The organism is Bradyrhizobium sp. WSM1417 (assembly GCF_000515415.1).
GTDB lineage: Bacteria > Pseudomonadota > Alphaproteobacteria > Rhizobiales > Xanthobacteraceae > Bradyrhizobium.
Map to the genome: position 1 here is coordinate 6,276,218 of NZ_KI911783.1, position 19,467 is coordinate 6,295,684.

The 19,467-nt window shown below is 61.9% G+C and carries 14 protein-coding genes and 1 pseudogene; 2 read left to right on the forward strand and 13 right to left on the reverse strand.

Annotation, left to right across the window (positions count from 1 at the left end):
- Positions 1–6 precede the first annotated feature (6 nt).
- From BRA1417_RS0130875 to BRA1417_RS0130915, 9 genes are all read right to left on the reverse strand, one after another.
- A complete protein-coding gene (locus tag BRA1417_RS0130875) occupies positions 7–1,617 on the reverse strand; it encodes an FGGY-family carbohydrate kinase (RefSeq protein WP_027519094.1) in 1,611 nt (536 codons plus the stop codon).
- A 40-nt stretch (positions 1,618–1,657) separates the two neighbouring features.
- Entirely contained in the window at positions 1,658–2,386 is a 729-nt protein-coding gene (locus BRA1417_RS0130880; protein ID WP_027519095.1) for an SDR family oxidoreductase, read from the reverse strand.
- 27 nt (positions 2,387–2,413) lie between these two features.
- Positions 2,414–3,667: a sugar ABC transporter permease gene (locus BRA1417_RS0130885; protein ID WP_027519096.1), complete on the reverse strand. Its 1,254-nt coding sequence runs from the start codon at positions 3,665–3,667 to the stop codon at positions 2,414–2,416.
- Entirely contained in the window at positions 3,664–4,488 is an 825-nt protein-coding gene (locus BRA1417_RS0130890; protein WP_156948995.1) for an ATP-binding cassette domain-containing protein, read from the reverse strand. The genes BRA1417_RS0130885 and BRA1417_RS0130890 overlap by 4 nt, the downstream gene beginning before the upstream one ends.
- 58 nt (positions 4,489–4,546) lie before the next feature.
- On the reverse strand, positions 4,547–5,620 hold the full coding sequence (locus BRA1417_RS0130895; RefSeq protein WP_027519098.1) for a sugar ABC transporter substrate-binding protein: 1,074 nt from the start codon (positions 5,618–5,620) through the stop codon (positions 4,547–4,549).
- A gap of 197 nt (positions 5,621–5,817) precedes the next feature.
- Positions 5,818–6,702, reverse strand: coding sequence for an AraC family transcriptional regulator (locus BRA1417_RS0130900; protein WP_027519099.1), 885 nt, complete (start codon positions 6,700–6,702; stop codon positions 5,818–5,820).
- Positions 6,703–7,218: 516 nt separating this feature from the next.
- Positions 7,219–8,394 (reverse strand): Gfo/Idh/MocA family protein, encoded by a 1,176-nt coding sequence (locus BRA1417_RS0130905; RefSeq protein ID WP_027519100.1) that lies wholly within the window; start codon positions 8,392–8,394, stop codon positions 7,219–7,221.
- Between the two features lie 14 nt (positions 8,395–8,408).
- Positions 8,409–9,464, reverse strand: coding sequence for a sugar phosphate isomerase/epimerase (locus BRA1417_RS0130910; protein WP_027519101.1), 1,056 nt, complete (start codon positions 9,462–9,464; stop codon positions 8,409–8,411).
- Positions 9,465–10,707: 1,243 nt separating this feature from the next.
- The gene (locus tag BRA1417_RS0130915) at positions 10,708–11,742 is read right to left on the reverse strand and encodes an aldo/keto reductase (protein WP_027519102.1); all 1,035 of its coding nucleotides are present in this window, start codon (positions 11,740–11,742) and stop codon (positions 10,708–10,710) included.
- Positions 11,743–11,943: 201 nt separating this feature from the next.
- On the opposite strand from BRA1417_RS0130915, the gene BRA1417_RS0130920 reads away from it, so the two are divergent.
- A complete protein-coding gene (locus tag BRA1417_RS0130920) occupies positions 11,944–12,843 on the forward strand; it encodes an SMP-30/gluconolactonase/LRE family protein (protein WP_027519103.1) in 900 nt (299 codons plus the stop codon).
- A 33-nt stretch (positions 12,844–12,876) separates the two neighbouring features.
- On the opposite strand, the gene BRA1417_RS0130925 is transcribed toward BRA1417_RS0130920, so the two are convergent.
- From BRA1417_RS0130925 to BRA1417_RS41095, 4 genes and pseudogenes are all read right to left on the reverse strand, one after another.
- On the reverse strand, positions 12,877–13,836 hold the full coding sequence (locus BRA1417_RS0130925) for an ABC transporter permease (protein ID WP_027519104.1): 960 nt from the start codon (positions 13,834–13,836) through the stop codon (positions 12,877–12,879).
- Positions 13,833–14,945 (reverse strand): ABC transporter permease, encoded by a 1,113-nt coding sequence (locus BRA1417_RS0130930; RefSeq protein WP_027519105.1) that lies wholly within the window; start codon positions 14,943–14,945, stop codon positions 13,833–13,835. The genes BRA1417_RS0130925 and BRA1417_RS0130930 overlap by 4 nt, the downstream gene beginning before the upstream one ends.
- Positions 14,938–16,479 carry a sugar ABC transporter ATP-binding protein gene (locus tag BRA1417_RS0130935; RefSeq protein ID WP_027519106.1) on the reverse strand — a complete coding sequence of 514 codons (1,542 nt, stop codon included), beginning with the start codon at positions 16,477–16,479 and terminating at the stop codon, positions 14,938–14,940. Before BRA1417_RS0130935 ends, BRA1417_RS0130930 begins: the two co-directional genes overlap by 8 nt.
- Positions 16,480–16,545: 66 nt before the next feature.
- Positions 16,546–17,676: pseudogene (locus BRA1417_RS41095) on the reverse strand (sugar ABC transporter substrate-binding protein).
- Positions 17,677–18,369: 693 nt separating this feature from the next.
- On the opposite strand from BRA1417_RS41095, the gene BRA1417_RS0130945 reads away from it, so the two are divergent.
- The gene (locus BRA1417_RS0130945; RefSeq protein ID WP_007608730.1) at positions 18,370–19,371 is read left to right on the forward strand and encodes an autoinducer 2 ABC transporter substrate-binding protein; all 1,002 of its coding nucleotides are present in this window, start codon (positions 18,370–18,372) and stop codon (positions 19,369–19,371) included.
- The last annotated feature ends 96 nt before the right edge of the window (positions 19,372–19,467 follow it).

The window sequence follows — 19,467 nt, forward strand, 5'->3', positions numbered from 1 at the left end:
AAGCGACTAAGAAGCGCTTCTAATCGCCCGACCGACCTGCTGCAGGGTCTCAAAAGTTCCAAAGCGCCGATCGACCCAGCCAGCCAAAGCGGCTTGGGGTTGATGGATGTCCCCCAAAACCGACATCGCCTGCATCGCCTCGCTGAGGTCGGCATGGTCGCCCGAGGCAACTGATCCAAGCATCGCGGAGCCGAGCAGGACGGCCTCCGGAGAGGCCGATGCAGCGACCGTCAAACCCGTCATATCGGCGAGGACCTGCCGCACGAGGCGGCTCTTTGCGGCACCACCGCTGACCACGATCGTGTCCACCGCAATGCCCTTGTCTTGCTGAGCGCGAACGATCTGCCGGGCTCCGCAGCCGAGGCCGCAAAGTCCGGCCAGATAAAGCGCCAGCAGGCTCTCCAGATCCGAACGCATATCAAGTCCCGCAATCAGTGCGCGCGCGCCGGGATCGGCGAACGGCGCGCGATTGCCGAGAAACTCGGGGACGACATGAAGCTCGCCGACCAACTCCGGGAGCATTTCGGCACCGCCGCGGGATTCGATTTCCGAGGCAAGCCAATCGGCAAGCGTCTGCTGCTTCTGGCCCGCAGCCTGTGTCGCTTGCGTGGATTTCGGATGCATCTGCAACAGGTGCTCGATGGCAGCGCCGGCGGCTGACTGTCCGCCTTCATTGAGCCAAAGCCCAGGCACCATGGCGGAGAAATAGGGTCCCCAAACGCCAGGGACGAAGGACGGGTCTGGTGTGGTCGACATGGTGCAGGCGGACGTTCCGAATACATAGGCCATTCGCGTGAGCACCGTGCCCGCCGCTCCGCGCGCCCCCACTGTACCAACGCCGCCGGCATGTGCATCGATGAGGCCTGCGGCGACCGGCGTACCCATCGCGAGTCCAAGATCGGCCGCCGCCTTCGCGGTCAGGCCCGCTGCCAGCCTGGTCCCGCCGGGCACGATCTCGGTGCCGATCCTACGGAACTGCTCATCCGGCAGCACGCCGAGGCCAATGCTGCGGAAGAATTGATCGTCCCAGCGGTCTTCGTGGCCCAGATAGGTCCACTTGCACGTCACGGTACAAATGGAGCGGGACAAACTCCCTGTCGCACGCCAAGTGAGAAAATCGGTCAAGTCCATGAACTGCCACGCCTGGGAGAACGTCTCGGGCATGTTTTCGGCGAGCCACAACAGTTTGGGCGTCTCCATCTCGGGAGAGATCATTCCGCCGACATAGTCGAGAACTTTCTCGCCCGTCTGGTTGATCCGGCGCGCCTGATGGGCGGCGCGGTGATCCATCCATACGACGACGTTGCGAGCAGGATCGCCGGACGGCCCGACGGGCAGCGGCGCGCCCCCCTCGCCAAGCACCACCAGTGAACAGGTCGCGTCGAAGCCGATGCCGGCGATACTGTCCGGCGCGATACCCGCCTGCACCACCGCGCTACGGACGCTGCGGCATACGGCGCGCCAGATATCCTCGCTCGACTGCTCGACGACGTCGCCAGGCTCCCGCCAGAGTGCAACAGGGGCGCTGTCACTCGCAAGGAGCCTGCCGGAGCGGTCGAAGAGTCCGGCCCGTGCGCTGCCGGTGCCGACATCGATGCCAAAGGAAATGGCGGTTATCGCGTTGCTTCGTCATCTCAGGATCGCCGATCGGAAGATGTTACAGATCGTTGCTCTGCGGCAGAATGACGATGTCGCGGATGGTGACGTTTCTCGGGCGCGTCAACATGAAGAGCACCGCCTGCGCGACCTCCACCGGTTGCATCAAGCCGCCGGCCGCCATTTCCTCCTCGACCTTCGCTTTGGGCCAGTCCTTGATGAGCGCGGTCACGACCGGACCGGGCGCAACGGCGCCGACACGCAAACCATGCTTGGCGACCTGCCGGCGCAGAGTATGCACAAAAGCCTGCACGGCGTGCTTGGAGGCGGTGTAGATCGGTTCCCAGACGACGGGCACGAGACCTGCGATCGAACTGGTCACGATGATGTCGCCGCTCTTGCGCTCGACCATGTGTGGCAGCACCGCATGGATCGACCGGAATAGTGCATTGATGTTCAAATTGAGCATGCGGTCCCACGCATCGGGATCGCCGCCAAGCACCTCGCCGCCGACATAGGCACCAGCATTCGCATGAAAGATGTCCAGTTGGCCGGCCTTCTCCAGTACCTGCGGCATCATCGCCTCCATGCTCAGGGGATCTGTGAGGTCGATACGTAACGGAATCGCCTGATCGCCCAGCGCGACGCAGGCGCTGCTCAGCGCCTCCTCCGCCCGATCGATCAGCACCACCCGCGCGCCGGCGCCGATCAGCGTTCTAGCGCATTCGAGACCGATGCCCGATGCGGCGCCGGTGATCGCCGCGACTTTTCCTGCAAGTTCCTGGGCCAAGGCTTGTCCTTGTCTTGTGAGAGTTATTCAAGCTCGGCCATGGGAGAGGCGTGAGCGCCGTGCCAGCGAATCCACGACGACTGCAATGGCAAGAACCCCGCCCGTAATCATGTACCGCAGCGACGAGGATAGATCGAGCAGCGTGAGGCCGCTCGCGATGGACTGGATGACGATGACGCCAAGGAGTGCGGAATAGGCGCTCCCGCGGCCGCCAAACAGGCTCGTGCCACCGATAACCGCGGCGGCGATCGCGTTGAGGTTCACATCTCCCGTCCCGGCCTGCTGGCTGGAAGATGCCAGCCGCGCTGCGGCCAGAATGCCACCGGCAGCGGCCAGCATAGAGCATAGCATGAATGCAGTCGCATAGACCCAGCGAACGTTGATGCCAGCACGACGGGCCGCCTCGCGATTGCCGCCGACGGCAGACATCGAGCGTCCCCATTTGGTGCGCGTGAATGCGTAGTTCATGATCACGCACAAGCCGACGAAAAGCCCGAACATCCAGGGAATGCCGCGCCCGAGATTGAGATAATAGACAACGAATTCGAGCACGATCGTGACCAGCAGCGCCTTCAGCACCATGCGGCCAAGCGAACTGGCCGACAGCCCCGCTGCCCGCCGGCGCGCGGCCGTTCTGTAGCCGGTCAGGAACATAACCAGACTCGCGACCGCCGCCAGCACATAGGATACGATCGGCGGCATGACCAGCATCTGCCCGAAATTGACCAACGCCGATCCATACGGAAGGTTGATCGAGCCGGAGGAGCCCAGGAGATAGAGCTGCAGGCCGAGCCACGCCAATAGGCCCGCCAGCGTCGAGACGAAGCTCGGCATCCCCAGACGGTTGAACAGAAATGCGTAAAGCGCGCCGATGGTAGCGCCCAATAGCAACGCCGTGACGATCGCCACCACGACCGGCCAATCTTGACCGACCCAGAGCACGCCGACGAGCGCCGAAGAGAACCCGCTCGCCGAACCCACCGAGAGATCGATCTCGCCGACCATCAAGATACAGACGATACCGAGCGAGATCACGCCAACCGTCGAACAATCGAACAGCAGATTGACCAAATTGTTCGGTGCGAGAAAAACGGGATTGAGGCTCTCGAATGCCGCGCAGATGACAATGAGCCCGACGATCACCGGCAACGAGCCGAGATCACCCGCCCGCACACGGTCCACAAAGGCGCCGATCGTGTTTCCAAGCGTGTCCGCGTGCTTGACCCGTTCGTCACTGCGGTCGAGCAACCGCGCCGCCGAAACCTGCGTGTCGTCGGTCATCGCCCAAGCTCCGGCGACTGATCGGCGTGGCGCCGCCTGGCGCGGCGCGAGACTGAGTTTTCGTCCGCCCCGGTAATCGCCGTGACGAGTTCCTGGTTGGACACGTCGGGCTCGAACTCGCCGTTGTTGCGACCGAGGCGCAGGACCACGATCCGATCCGCAACCGCGCGGACGTCCTCCATATTGTGACTGATCATGATGACGCCGAGACCGCGCGCGCGAACGCGCTCGACAAGGTCTAGCACCTCAGCGGTTTGGGCAACGCCGAGCGCGGCAGTCGGCTCGTCGAGCAGAATGAGCTTCGGCTCAGTCAGCAGCGAGCGCGCGATCGCCACGGTCTGGCGCTGTCCACCGGACAGCGACGCCACGGGCTCGCGCACGCTTGGGATCCGTGCCGACAATTCGTTGAGCAAGGTCCAGGCGCGAAGCTCCATGGAGACCTCGTCGAGTCGCAGCGGGTTGAGCTCGCGGCCGAGAAAGATATTTGCGACCACGTCGAGATTCTCGCAGAGCGCTAAATCCTGGAAAACGGTGGCGATGCCGAGGCCGAGCGCGGTGGCCGGATCGGACAGGACGACAGGCTGGCCGCCGAAGGCAATCGTACCTGAGGTGGGTTGATGCACGCCGGCAAGGATCTTCACCAGCGTGGATTTTCCTGCACCATTGTCACCCACAAGCGCCACGACCTCGCCGGCATGCACATCCAGATCAACATCGGTCAGGGCGGACACGGCGCCGAAATGCTTGGAGATTCCGCGAAGATTCAAGACCGGCTTGCGCGTTCCGCCCTGCGCGTGATCGACATCCGAGATCGTCGTCATGTCTAGTGCGCCTCCCCTCTTTCGTCCCGGCCGCTGCGAGCGACCGGGACGAACGCAGTTACTGCGTGATACCGAGCTTCTTGCAGCCGGCGGCATATCGGCCCGTACAGAGCTGGTCCGCCGTCTGGATCTTCTTGTCGATGATCTCGGCCTTCAGGTTCTCCTGAGTGACGACCGCCGGCACGAACAGCTTCGATGGCGCGTTGAACAGCGTGGTTTCCGCCTTGGGAGCCTCGCCAGAGAGGAATTTCACTGCCGCTTGCGCCGCCGCAGCGGCCACGATCTCACTGGGTTTGGAGATCGTGTTGTACTGATCGCCGGCTATGACGAGCTGAAGCGCGGCAATCGTCGCATCGTTGCCGGTCACCGGCGGCACCGGATCGACACCGGCGGCCTTGAAGGCGGCAATTGCGCCACCGCCCGTGCCATCATTGGCGGCCACGACGCCGAGAATCTTCTTGCCGAAGCGGGTGACCTGGCCGCTCGCCCATTGCTGCGCCTTCGGCGGCGCCCAGTCCGGCGTGTCGTATTCGGCGAGAATTGGATAGCCGCTCTTATCAAGGCCCTCGTGGATACCCTTCTTAATGAGTCCCGCAGCGGCATCGGTCGGAGACCCATTGATTTCGAGCACGCCTTCGCCCTCCTTCGCGGTCGCATTTGCGGCCTTGAGATGCTTGACCAGCGATTCGGAGATGGCCTTGCCGATGGCTTGATTGTCGAAGGACACGTAGAAATCGACCTTGGCGTCGGGGACCGGCCGGTCATAGGCAATGACCCTGATGCCTTGCGATTGTGCCATCTTGACCAGGGAGGCCGCGGCGGCCGAATCGACTGGGTCGAGCACGATTACCTTGGCGCCCTGCGAAATCACCGAGTTGAATTGCTGTTGCTGCCGTGCGGCATCCGCGCTTGCGTTCTGGTAGATCACCTTGCAACTGTCGCACAGCTTCTTCATCTCCGCCGCAAAGCCTGGATAGTCGTGTTGTTCGTATCGGGTGGAGGCCTGGTCCGGCATCAGGAAAGCAACGGTCGCGCCCTTCACTTCTGCGGCATGCGACAACATGGCCGTTGTGCCGAACAGCGACAAGGCCAAGGCAAGTGTGCCGGTATGTTTCGGGAAGAATGTTTTCATTCAGAGTTTCCTTTCCAGAACTAGAGTGCTGTGGTTGATCCTTGAAGATGAGCCTTCGGCTTCGTCCCTGGCGGTGACGAGTGCAGGTGCTCCGAAGCCGCGGCAATTCCTGGATAAGCGATTCCTATCGCGACCCGCTGTCGCGTGCCCGCGTCATTCTTCCCGTAGTGATCGTCCTCCTTTTTTCTCCTCGCCGGCTAGGCTGCGTGCGCCGTATTGATGTTTTGCGCCAGCAATCGCCTGAAGCGCGAAGGCGGCATGCCTTTCTCGGCCAAAAACTGCCGGTTGAAATTGGAGAGATTGTTGAAGCCGACCTCGAAGCAGATGTCGGTGATGGAAGCCTGCTCGTCGCTCATCAATATCTGGCAGGCAAGATTGATACGCAGCCGCTTGACGTATTGCACCAGTGACATCCCCGTGTGCCGACGGAACGAGCGCGAAAACGCGCTCTGCGATTGGCCGGCGATTGCCGCGAGCTCCGTTTCACCGAAAGGCTGCGTCAGGTTCTGCCGGATGAAGGCGAGCGCCTTGTTCATGCCCGCAGACATGTAACCAGACGGATCGGGCAGATAATTCGGGCTGGAGAGCGGGCGCGCATTTCGGGCGCGGCAAAGTGCTCCCAAAATCATCAGGAAAAGCTCGATCCGACGAACGCCGCTCGCCGTCACGATCTCCTCCATGAGCGGGGCAATCTTGTCGCTCGTGCTGCGGGCGAAAAGCGCGCCGCGGCGGGAGAATTCCAGCAGAGAGGCAAGGCCAGAAAGCTCAGGCATTACCTTTATCAGGTCGCCTATAAATCCTTCGCTGAACTGGAGGACGCGTCCCCGCAGCGGAATGGTACTTCCCGCCGGCAGATCACTCACCCAATTGTGCGGCAGGTTGGGACCGGTAAGGACGAGATTGCCGGGCTCGAACTCGCCGAGAAAATCGCCGACGAAATAGCGACCGCAGGTGGTTACAACCTGATGGAGCTCATACTCCGGGTGGAAATGCCAGCGAACCGTGTGGAATGGGTAGCCGTGCGACCATGCCTTGAACGACTCGCCTCGCCGTATCTGGACAACTTCCAGGTCCGGTTCCATGTTCGCTCCCTTTGGGACGGAGCGGTTTGTGGTGATCCGCCTCCGCTGCCTTATCGGCTGAATTTCCTTCAGCGCTTTCTCGGCGGAGAGTAGCGACCGGTACCTAGGCACGCCACCACCATTTCAGATGCGAACTGATACTTTTTTGACGTGCAGCACGCCTGTCCCGGCCCCCCGTAACGAGGCCGCACTCTCCGTGAAACGGTTTTTCACAATTGCGGCTCTATAAAGCGGGGTTTCGCGCACGATCGGTCAGCAGATCACGATTGCGCGGAAGAGATCCCGGTTCCTTGTTGTTACCAACTTGCGTTCAACCCACGGAATGGGCCGCAACAACCGGGGGCCTCTTTTTCAAAATGTACGCTCCCAATGATCATGTTTGGATTGCTATCGGCCTTTCGGCGCATACGTAGTGAGTGTCAAGCGGGCTGGCGAACCTATCGGCCTGAAGCATCCCAACGCAAGGCACGATCGGCGCCGCTACGCAATCAGGTTCGGCTGAACAGAACTAGGCACCTAAATCATTCGAACCCAGGCGCCATTCCTTGCAGATGAACTCACCGCAGCGTCGATGAATTTCACGCCGGCGAGGCCATCCTCGATGGTCGGGAAAATCACCGAGGAGTCAGGTGCTTTGCCGGTCTGCGCGGCACGAATGGCGCGCGCTGCCTCAGCATAGATCGTTGCAAAACCCTCAAGATATCCTTCGGGATGCCCCGATGGCACACGGCTGACGCGGCGCGCATCGACTAAGGCCCCGGCACCCTCGCGCGTCAGGAGCTGCTTGGGCTGCCCGTAAGGCGCAAACCAGAGATAATTCGGATTCTCTTGTGCCCATTCGAGCCCGCCCTTGGTCCCATAGACGCGCAGCGTGAGGCCGTTCTCATTGCCGACCGCGACCTGGCTCGCCCAGAGCATCCCTTTGGCACCCCCCTTCCACTTGAGGAGGATCTGGACATTGTCATCAAGACGCCGGCCGCCGACAAAGGTCGAAAGTTGGGCGAGCAGTTCCTCAAGCTCGAGACCAGTGACGAAGCAAGCGAGATTGTACGCGTGGGTGCCGATGTCACCAATGCATCCGCCTGCCCCGGACCGGGTCGGGTCCGTGCGCCACGCGGCCTGCTTGTGGCCGCTCGCTTCCAACGGCTCTGTCAACCAGTCCTGCAGATATTCGGCCTGAACGAGCCGGATCTCGCCGAGATCACCGTTCGCCACCATGGCGCGGGCCTGTCGGACCATCGGATAGCCCGTGTAGTTGTGCGTCACGACGAAGACCTTGCCCGTCTTCCTGACCAGTTCAACCAGTTCCTCCGCCTCGGCGAGGCTCGTCGTGAGTGGTTTGTCGCAGATAACGTGGATGCCGGCTTCAAGAAACGCCCGGGCGACCGGGGCGTGCAGGTGGTTGGGGGTCACGATCGAGACCGCCTCGATGCCGTCAGAGCGCACGGCCTCCGCCTTCGCCATCTCTTCGAAAGAGGTATAGGCGCGGTCGTCGGCGACACCGAGTTCGCGCGCCGAGGCTTTTGCTCGGGCCGGATCCGACGCCAACGCACCGGCCGTCAGCACAAACTGGTCGTCGATACGCGCGGCAATACGATGGACGGCGCCTATAAAGGCCCCTTGACCGCCTCCGACCATGCCCAGCCGGATACGAGCATGAGCGCCGCCCCCGCTGCTTGCCTCAATAGCCATTTGTTGCTCCTCGCTCAGGAGATGCCGAGCATCTTGCGGTTCATCTGGTCGTCTGCGCCGGAGCCCGCGAAATCGTCGAACGGCTTCTCAGTCACCCGAATGATGTGCCTTTTTATGAATTCGGCGCCCTCGCGCGCGCCCTGCTCAGGATGCTTGAGCGCGCATTCCCATTCCAGCACCGCCCAGCTGTCGTAGTCGTACCGCGTGAGCTTCGAGAAGATCGCGCCGAAATCGACCTGTCCATCGCCTGGCGAGCGAAATCTGCCGGCGCGGTCCACCCAGCGCTGGAACCCGCCATAGACGCCTTGGCGACCCGTCGGGTTGAACTCGGCATCCTTGACGTGGAAGGCTTTGATGCGCTCGTGATAGATGTCGACGTAGTCCAGATAGTCGAGCTGCTGCAGCACGAAGTGCGACGGGTCATAGAGCAGGTTCGCGCGCTTGTGACCCTTGACCCGATCGAGAAACATCTCATAGGAGACGCCATCGTGAAGGTCCTCGCCCGGGTGGATCTCATAGGCGAGATCGACACCGTGCTCGTCGGCATAGTCGAGGATCGGCCGCCAGCGCCTGGCGAGCTCATCGAAGGCAGCCTCGATGAGGCCGCCTGGACGCTGCGGCCAGGGATAGACATAAGGCCAGGCCAATGCGCCGGAGAACGTCGCCTGTGCCGTGAGCCCAAGGCGTCCTGAGGCGCGAATTGCGCGCTTGACTTGGTCAATGGCCCACTCGGTGCGTTCCTTGGGAGTGCCGCGCACCTCCGGCACGGCGAAGCCGTCGAATGCTGCGTCATAAGCCGGATGCACGGCAACGAGCTGACCCTGAAGATGGGTCGAGAGTTCGGTGATCGAAAGGCCGTGTTCAGCTGCTACCCCCTTGACCTCATCGGCGTAGTCCTGGGACTCCGAGGCCTTGCTGAGATCGAAGAGCCGCCCGTCCCAGCTCGGGATCTGAATCCCCTCATAGCCGAGCGAGGCAGCCCATTCGCAGATCGTATCGAAGGAGTTGAACGGCGCCACATCGGTTGTGAACTGCGCGAGGAATATCGCGGGTCCCTTCATCATCTTCATCTCTTGCTTCCTTCTCCCTGGATGCTCCAGCAATATGTGTCTGCGGAGCGGGATATCTCCGCAAACGAAATGTCCCCATCAAGACCGCGCGCGGTTCGCTTTATCACCTCTGGTAGCGCGACGTCGGCAGCCAGATTTCGAAAGCTTGTCCTGGACACGACGCTCTATCGATAAAATCCGAGAACGGCCTTGGTCTCGCGACATTCTTCTACGGTGGACCCGCCAATCACGCGTTCGACGCTAGCCCTGGGCGATTGGCAGAGCTAGCTCGGTTTCAAAAACAGTAAATCCAGCCTGGAAGTGGCGCAAACTTATGCGTCGGATAGGCTGGTGGTTCTCGTTCAATTGAGAGGCAACAAGGCAAGATGGGTAGCCTTCCCAACACAAAGTGATCGCTCCGAGTAACGGAAGTCTACCGCAAATAATGGGTCAGAATGGCAGCTGGTGCATCGTCATGCCGACCCGTCCGTTCATCCCATTGCTCTGCAGCTGGCAGCAGCACTCGCTCGCGGCGCACCAAACGGGTGACTGTGACGCGCTGACCGGAGCTGCGTGGAAACGCAAGCCGTCGGCACTTAGCCGGAATGCTCATCAGCTTTTTCTGACGTCCCATAGCCGCCTTAGCCGGGCGGCGTTTTCGTTGTGTCGGCTCGGTTTGACCCGACGGGGGACACTTCCCCATCAAGCCATTCCTGCTCCTCGGCTAAAGCTCGCCACGCCTCTTCCATGCGCCGGCACCCCTTGCAAGCCGGACTATCCTTAGATGATTCCCCTCGGCCAGAGTTGCCCAGTTGTCTGCGTTCTCCTTGTAAATCTCTGATGGCTCCATCATTAGGCTCCTGCGTAATGCTTAGGAGAGGACTCTGAAAAAATGTGCTTTCGCCCGTCCCAGTTCGAAACCCGACGGTGACCAGCTAGAAAGCTTCAGCCGTCGAGGGGATCAGGTTCCCGGCACATCAATCGTCAAGGCATCGTATCGGCGATGATGACAAGGTTCTATTTCGAATGTCAGGACGGGCCGGGCTACGATCGACGAACACGGGGAGAGTGCTGGTCATGCGTCCTTTTCAGCGAGCTTGCGAAACTCGTCGGGCACCGAACGCGAGATGCCCCGCGCGGCGGAGCCATATCCGATGGCATCCCATCCAAGGCATCGAACTAGCCGTCAGTGTCCGCGCGGTCGACGCCCCCGCGATCGCGCCACTCGTCACCGTCGGAAGTAGCGGCGAGTCATTCAGCGAGATCAACTACGGCCTGCCGGAACAGGCGCTTCCGATTGCAGCAGGGACGCGTCCTTGAGATCGCTCCAGAGCGCGGCTGGCACTGTGGTGGTCAGCGCTGCCACGTTCCGCTCGACCTCCTGCGCATTATGCGCCCCGAGGACCACGCTCGCGACCGCGGGATGACCGAGCGCAAAATGTAGAGCGGCCGTCGGCAGCGCCACGTCATGAGCAGCGCAGACGCGCTGGATTTCGGCAACCTTCGAAAGGATCTGCGGCGGTGCGTCCTGATAATTGTACTTGGCGCCCTTGGTGGCGCCCGTCGCCAGAATCCCCGAATTGAACACGCCGCCGAGCAGCACCGCGATCCCCTGCTTCAGCGCCAGCGGCATGAACTCCTTGAGTGCTGGCTGCTCCAACAGCGAATAGCGCCCCGCGAGCAGCATCACCTCGAAGGATCCGGCCTGCGCAAAGCGCACGCCCATCTCGGCCTCGTTGATCCCGATCCCGATGCCCGCGACCACACCTTCGGAACGAAGTTTGTCGAGCGCTACATAGGCCCCGGACATCGCTTCGCGAAACCGGTCCTCGATCGCGTCCTTGCCGTGGGTCCACACATCGACATCATGGATTAGCAGCAGGTCGATCCGGTCGGTGCCAAGCCGCAACAGCGACTGCTCGATCGAGCGCATGGTCCCGTCATAGGAATAGTCGACGACGGCCCGGTGCGGCTGTCCGCCAATAAATCCGGACCGAGTCTCCGGCTGGTGAAACGGATCCATCCAGCGACCGGTCTTGGTGCAAAGCACCACATCCCTGCGCGGCACGCGTCGGAGCGCCGTTCCGCAGCGATGCTCCGACAGGCCGTTGCCATAGTGCGGCGATGTATCGAGCAGATTGATGCCGAGCTCGAAGGCGCGGCTCGCGGCGGCTATCGCAGTGTGGTCGTCGAGCTCGAGAAAGAGATCGCCGAGCGGTGCGGTTCCGAACCCGAGGATGGAGACTTCGAGACCGGTCCGGCCAAGTGTGCGGCGCGGCAAAGCTGATTGCGAAACCATGGGGGATTGCTCTTCCTTCTCCGCGCCTTGATCGCGCGCTTGTCTCATTGCAGCGACGCGCAGCGTATGTATTTGCGGTCGGGTGTCAACGCGCGGATTGCGGGCCTCGTACAAGACTATTCCGCTCATACATTCGGGTTGCTAAGAAAAGCGGAACCGGCACGCGGGCACTTCATGACCTGCGGCAACGAAGGAGGAACGATGCTCCCCTATGTCACGCACGATCCACGCTTTGCCCGCCTGGTCTTTGGTCACGCCAATCTCGAAAAACTCACCAGCGGCTGCCGCTGGGCCGAAGGACCCGCTTACTTTCCGGCCGGCCGCTATTTGATCTGGTCCGACATTCCGAACAACCGCATGATGCGCTTCGACGAGACGGATTCATCGGTGTCGGTGTTCCGCTCGCCGAGCTTCAACTCGAACGGCAACACGACCGATCACGAGGGGCGGCTGGTCACTTGCGAGCACTTCATGCGCCGCATCACCCGGACCGAGCATGACGGCTCCGTCACGGTGCTTGCCGAGCAGTTCGAAGGGCGTCGGCTGAACTCGCCCAACGATGTCGTGGTGAAATCGGACGGCTCGATCTGGTTTTCGGATCCGACCTACGGCATCGACAGCGATTACGAGGGCCGGCAGACCAAATCCGAGATTGGCGCCTCCAACGTGTACCGGATCGATCCAACGGGCGGCGAGATCAGCCTCGCGGTCTCTGACCGCGTGCAGCCGAACGGGTTGGCGTTCTCGCCAGACGAGAAGCTGCTTTATGTCGCCGATACCGGCGCGACCCACGTCGACGGGCTGCCCGCGACGATCTGGTCCTACAAGGTGCAGGGAAACAAGGTCGCTGAGCCCTCGCTGTTTTCCACCTGCCCCGACGGGCTCTATGACGGATTTCGCTGCGACATCCATGGCAACATCTGGACGTCGGCGGGACGGAGCGTGTTCTGCTACGGGACCGACGGGACGCATATCGGCACGATCCCGATCGGTGAGATCGTGGCGAATGTCTGTTTCGGGGGCCCACGGCGCAACCGCCTGTACATTTGCGGACAGACCTCGTTGTATTCGATCTTCCTCAATACGCGCGCGGCCGTGTAAGGGAAAGGGCGGCGCGGGCCTTAGGCGGGCCATCTAGCTCGTGACGCGTTCGCCCCGCCCATAGACGAGCAGCATGAAGATGATAACGAGACCATAGATCACCTGGCGGCCCGCCTCCGGCATCTCCATGATCGACAATACACTGTTCAAGAGCACGATCAGGACGACGCCGATCAGCGTGCCGAGATAGCGGCCGCGGCCGCCGAGGATGTTGGTGCCTCCAATCACGACGGCGGCGATCGAGGGCAGCAGATAGGCGTCTCCCATGCCTTGATAGGCCTTGGTGGAATAGCCGGCGAGCAGCACGCCCGCGAGCGCGGCAGCAAGGCCGCAGAGCACGAAGCAGACCACCGTGACGCGGCGCGTGTTGACGCCGGCGAGATAGGCCGCCGCCTCCTTGTTGCCGATGGCGTAAATGTAGCGGCCGAGCGACATGCGCTGCAGGGTGACGACCACCAGCAGGGACACCGCGGCCCAGACGAACAGCGCGTTGGGAATGCCGAGCGTACGATCGCCCGCCAGCATCCGCATCAGGTCGGTCGCCCCGGTCTGCGGTGCGTAGCCGCCAGTATGCGCGACCATCAGGCCGCGCATCACGGCATTCACGCCCAGCGTAAAGATCATCGAGGGGACCCGCAGATATGCGACCCCGACGCCGTTGACGAGCCCGATCAGAACGCCGACCCCGAGCCCGACCGGAATTGCGAGAGGACCGCCGACCGAGGTCGCCATCATGGCCGCGGCGGCGAGCGTCCAGGGCACCGACAGATCGATCTGCGCGATCAGGATCACGATCATCATGCCGGCCGAGACGATCCCGAGGAACGCACCGATCTGCAATTGCTGCAGCAGATAGGCCGGAGACAACAGGGGAGCGCTGCCGAAACGGGCGAACGTGTAAACCGTACCCGCGACGAGAATGACGACGATGAACAGCGCCGCAATCAGGATCGGGCGATCGTCGCGCGAGAGGCTGAATGAGGCAGCCGTCATCGAAACAGCTCCAACGTGTTCTTGACGCGCAGCATACCCAACGCGCCGATGCTGACGGCAGCAAGGAGGATCACGCCCTCGAACAGCGGCTGGAGAAGAGGGGCAATGTCGAAAATACGGAAGAAGAAGGAAATCACGCGCAAGACCATGGCGCCGAAGATCGACCCGATCGCACTGCCGGTTCCGCCCAGCAGCGAAGTGCCGCCGATCACCACGGAGGCGATCGAGTTGAGCGTATAGGCGCCGGCCTGCGGAATGTCGGCATTTCCAGACGAAGTCTGGATCGCAAGGAAGAGACCGCCGCAGCCGGCGAAGAAGCCCGCGAGCGTGAAGGCGGCGATCTTGGCGCGCTCGATCGGAAGGCCGGACATATAAGCCGCGCCCTCGGCCGAGCCGATCGCATAGACGGCGCGGCCGAGAACGGAGCGGCGGAACGGCACCCATACCAGCAGCGGAATGAGAACGAGAAGCACGAAGGCCACCGGGATCCAGGCGAACGGCGCAAACCAGGCAGCCGCGCCATCGTCGAAGATGTGCACGGTCGAGGCGAAATCGCCGAGCGAGTTGGTCAGCGCCCAGTTCAGGTCAACATCGATCTTGCCGCCCGGCGTCGGACGCAGGAAAAGCGCGATGCCGATGTAGACCGCGCCGGTCGCAAGCGACGCGATGATCGGCTGGATGCGCCCATAGACGACGACGCAACCATTGATAAAGCCGGCAGCCGCGCCGATCGCAAGGCACACGGCGATCCCCAGCAGAATGCCGCTGACGCCGCCCGGAAAGGTGCCGAGGCCGAGATGCACGCCGAACATGTCGAGATGCAGCGGCGCACCACCTGCCGCACCGGTCAGGAGGTAGCTCGCAAAGCAGCCGACCATGGTCATGACTGCTCCGACGGAGAGATCAAGGCCCGACATTAAGACCGGCACTGTCTGCGCCATCGCCAGCATGGCGAGCGCAAAGATTTCGTCGCCATTCTGCACCAGCACGGCGGAGGAGAAACCGCGGGGATGCGCGGCGTTGTAGAAAATATAGAGCGCACAGAACAACAGGATGGCGGTGACCAGACCGATGTTCTGGCGGATCCTGATCGCGAGATCGTCAAGCATGCGCCGCCCCCGCCGCGGTGTCGGTGTCGACATTCAGGGAGCTTGCGACAATGTTGGTCTCGGTGAGGTCGTCGCCCTCGAGCTCGCGCACGATGCGGCCGTCATACATGATGACGACGCGGTCGCAGCAGCCGATCAGCTCGTCATAATCGGTCGAGTAGAACAGGATTGCCGCGCCCTGGTCGGCGAGTTCGCGCATCAGCCGGTAGAGCTCCTGCTTGGTGCCTACGTCGATTCCGCGCGTGGGATCGTTGAGCAGGATGATGCGCGGATCGGTCATCAGCCATTTGGCGAGCACGACCTTCTGCTGGTTTCCGCCAGACAGCGTCGAGACCGCGTCACCCGCTGCGTCCAACTTGATCTGCAGCCTCGCGATGGCTCGCTGGATCGCGGTGCGTTCCTTGCGGGTATCGATGAATGGGCCAGTGGAAAGCGCGTCGAGCGATGCGATCGCAAGATTGTCCGCGATCGACATCGGCAGCATCAGTCCTTCGGTCTTGCGGTCCTCAGGCACGAGCGCGATGCCGACCGATTTTGCCGCCGCCGGGGAGCCGGGACGTACTTCGCGATCTGCCACCGTGAGGCGACCAGTGACGCCGCGCAAAACACCGAACAGAGCAAGCAACAGGGATTTCTGGCCCTGCCCGTCGAGACCGCCGAGCCCGACGATCTCGCCGGCGCCGATGCTCAGTGAAATGCCATCGAGCTGCCTCTCCCAGCACAGGTTCTCGAGCGCCAGCACCGGCTTCGCGGCATTTCGCGCCGGCTTGGGCGGATACTGGGTGGCGATGTCACGCCCGATCATGAGCTGGATGATATCGGCGGTCGAACGCCTCCCCTTGTCGAAGGTCTCGATATGGCGGCCGTTGCGAAACACCGAGGCGCGGTCGGCGAGCGCCTCGACCTCGTGCATGCGGTGCGAGATGTACAGGATTGCGACGCCCTCGGCCTTGAGCCGTGCCAGCATCGCATAAACCTTTTCCACATCGGCGCTCGTCAGCGCCGATGTCGCCTCGTCGAGGATCAGCAACTGTGGCCGCTTGCCGAGCGCCTTCGCGATCTCGACCACCTGGCGCCTGGATAGGGGCAGATCGCGCACGTGCCTCAGGGGGTTGACGTCCTCACAGCCGATCTCGGACAAAAGCTCTTCGGCGCGGCGGCGCTGAGCCTTCGCATCGATCAGGCCGAACCGCCGCGGCGGGGATGCAATGGAGATGTTGTCCGCGACCGAGAGGTCGGGCATCAGCGATAGCTCCTGGAAGATGCAGACGACACCGGCCGCATTCGCCGCCGACGGCGTGGCGAAGCTGACCTCGCACCCCGCGAGGCGCATGCGGCCGCTGTCGGGCTGCACCACACCAGCAATGATCTTGATCAGCGTCGACTTGCCGGCGCCGTTCTCGCCCAGCACGGCGTGGATCTTGCCGCGCTCGCAGGCGAAATCGACCCCTTCCAGCGCCCGAACGCCGGCATAGCGCTTGGAGATGCCAGTAAGCTCCAGGAAGGCGGATTGCGTTGGGTCGGCAACCGGCATGCCCGGGCCTTCACGCGACGGCGGCCCGGCGAATGCCGGGCCGTGACAGGGACATCGCTGGAGCCGTCACTGGGTGTTCTTCTCGCTCTGCGACATGATCTCCGGCGCAGTGAAGTTCACGCCGCACGGCGCGAACTGATTTGGCGCAAAGAAGTTGGCATTGAGCTCAGGCCAGTAATTGGTGCCCGGCTTGAGATCCTTGTACGTCGCCACTGGAATCGGGATCGAGATCAGCTGCGGCATAATGTTGCCCTGCAGCGCCGAGATTGCCGCCTTGGTCGCGATCGCCACCAGCGCCGGCGACTGGCCGTAGGACATGCCCTTCAGTCCGTCCTTGGCGTGATCGGCGATCTGCTTGCGGTACTCGTTCTCGCCCTCGCCCGACATCGGCACAAAGGGATGCTTGGCAGCCATCAGCGCCTGCACGGTGCCGTCGGATCCGCCCTGGGTGAATACTCCATCGAAATGGCCATGCACAGCTAGCGCATCCGCAGTCACCTTCTGCGAGGTGCCGGTGTCCCAATTACCAACCACCTCGGTGATTTTGAAGCTGTTGCCGGGCGATTCCATTACCTCGCGGAAACCGAGATGACGGTCGCGGTCGACGGAATTTCCCGGCAGGCCGCGGACTTCGAGGATGTCGCCGGATTTCTTGCCGCTTTCGTCGATCAGCCATTTGGCCGACATACGGCCCATTTCCTTCTGGTCCTCGTTGACCATCATCACCTTGTCGGTGTCGAGGACGTTGTCGAACGGCACCACCACGACGTTGTTCTTGTCGGCAAGACGGATGATGCGATCAAAACCATCGGGAGCGACCGCAATGGTAACAATTGCGTCGAAGCCTTGGTTGATGAAGTCCTCCATCGCGCCAAGTTGCGCCGCCACATCGGTCCCGGTGGAAACGACCTTGAACTCCTTGATGTTCTCCTTGATGCCCGGCTGATCGGCGAAAGCTTTGGCAGTCTTGACCATCTGGATGCGCCAGGTGTTGCCGACAAAACCGTTGACCAGCGCGATCCTCTAGGGGCCCGCCTTCTTGGGCCACTGAAAGAATTTGGTCTCGGACGACCATGGCTTGAAGCAGGCGGGGTCGGCGCCGGGGCCGGAGACGACCTTGGGACCTGCCAGAGCACTCACCGATGACAACAGCAAGCCGGCGCAAGCCAGCCCCGCCAGACGAAGCATCCACACCATGTCGTGTCTCCCTGAGCGTTTGTGTTCCACCCTAACGCGGCGCGTAGCCATGCCGGGAATTGACCTTCCCGTGCGCGTATCTCGCTAGGATCGCACGCAACTTGCGATGCTGACAAGCCAAGGGCGGACGCTCCGGCGGGAGACACGATCTGAACGCACGGCCAACCCACGACAATTGCGGGAAGCAGAAAACGTAACAATGACAGTCGGATGTTCGTCGGCGGCAAGCGATTGTGCAACAGCGAAGCTGGCCATGGCCGGCCTATCATGGTGGCATCCGCGCGCGTGACGAAAAAAATGACACTCAGGGAAAAGTGTGAATCGCTACGCGAAGCCGAACGAAGCCAGCTTGCTGAAGCTGGGTTTTGAAGCCAGAGGCTGGGACTACTTGCTTTCGTCCGGCGGGGTGGCCTGAAGCTCCTCCGCTGATATTATAGCTGTAGGAACGCCGATCGCTCGCAGCTCCTCACTCAGCAGTTCGAAGGCGAGATCAGGTATCGCACCGCGACGGTGGCTGGCGAACCTGTCACTTGCTTGACACGTTCTGAAGCGCCGGTCTCTAATGTCCTTCAAGGTCCTGCGGTTGGACAGGCAACACTTTCTGCCCCCAAGCAAGAACAGGCTCGACTGCCCCCATCCAGCGACTGTCAGGTCACGGGTGCGGAATCCAAGATCGTTTCCTGGGAGGGAACAATGGACAGACGCCAGACGCTCAAGCTGATCGGTGGTACGGCCGCGTTGGCCGGTGCCGGTTTTCCGGGCTTCGCCTTTGCGCAAGCCCAAAAGGAAATGGTCACGGTCGTGAAGATCGCGGGAATTCCCTGGTTCAACGCACTTGAAAAGGGAATCCAGAAGGGTGCGAAGGATTTCAGCATTAATGCCACTATGGTTGGCCCGGCGAACGTCGATCCGGCACAGCAAGTAAAGCTCCTTGAGGATCTGATTGCCAAGAAGGTCAACGTGATCGGCTTGGTGCCGCTCGATGTAAAAGTCTGCGAGCCCGTGCTGAAGCGCGCCCAGGCCGCCGGAATCAAGGTCATCACGCATGAGGGTCCGGAACAGGAAGGCCGTGACTGGAATGTGGAATTGATCGACTCCGTTCGCTTCGGCGAGGTGCAGATGGAACGTCTCGCCAAGGACATGGGCGGCGAAGGTGATTATGTGGTCTACGTCGGGACTCTTACGACGCCACTTCACAACAAATGGGCCGATGCCGCGATTGCCTACCAGCAGAAGAATTTTCCAAAAATGAAGCTCGTCGCCGACCGCTTCCCTGGCGCCGACGAGATCGACACCAGCCAGCGCACGACGCTCGACGTGATCAAGGCCTATCCCAACCTGCGTGGTATTCTCGGCTTCGGTTCGAATGGACCAATCGGGGCCGGAAATGCTGTACGTCAGCAACGTCTTGGCAAGAAGATCGCCGTTGTCGGGACCGTGCTGCCAAGCCAGGCGAAGTCGCTTATCGCGGATGATACGATCCGCGAAGGTTTCCTGTGGAATCCTACGGATGCGGGTTACGCGATGGTCGCGGTGGCCAAACTCGTGCTCGATGGCAAGCCGATCACGGATGGCGTCGATGTACCCGGCCTTGGCAAGGCGGCCGTCGACGTTGCAGGAAAGCAGATCAAGGTGGACAAGATCATGCGCATCAACAAGGAAACCATCGACGGTCTGATCGCCGGAGGGCTCTAGACCGGCACCGGTTTAGTCGCCTCACCGCGCTGCATTCCCGGCCCTTCGGGTCGGGAATGCGGTACCACTCGAGAGATCGCACGATCGAACGGTCCA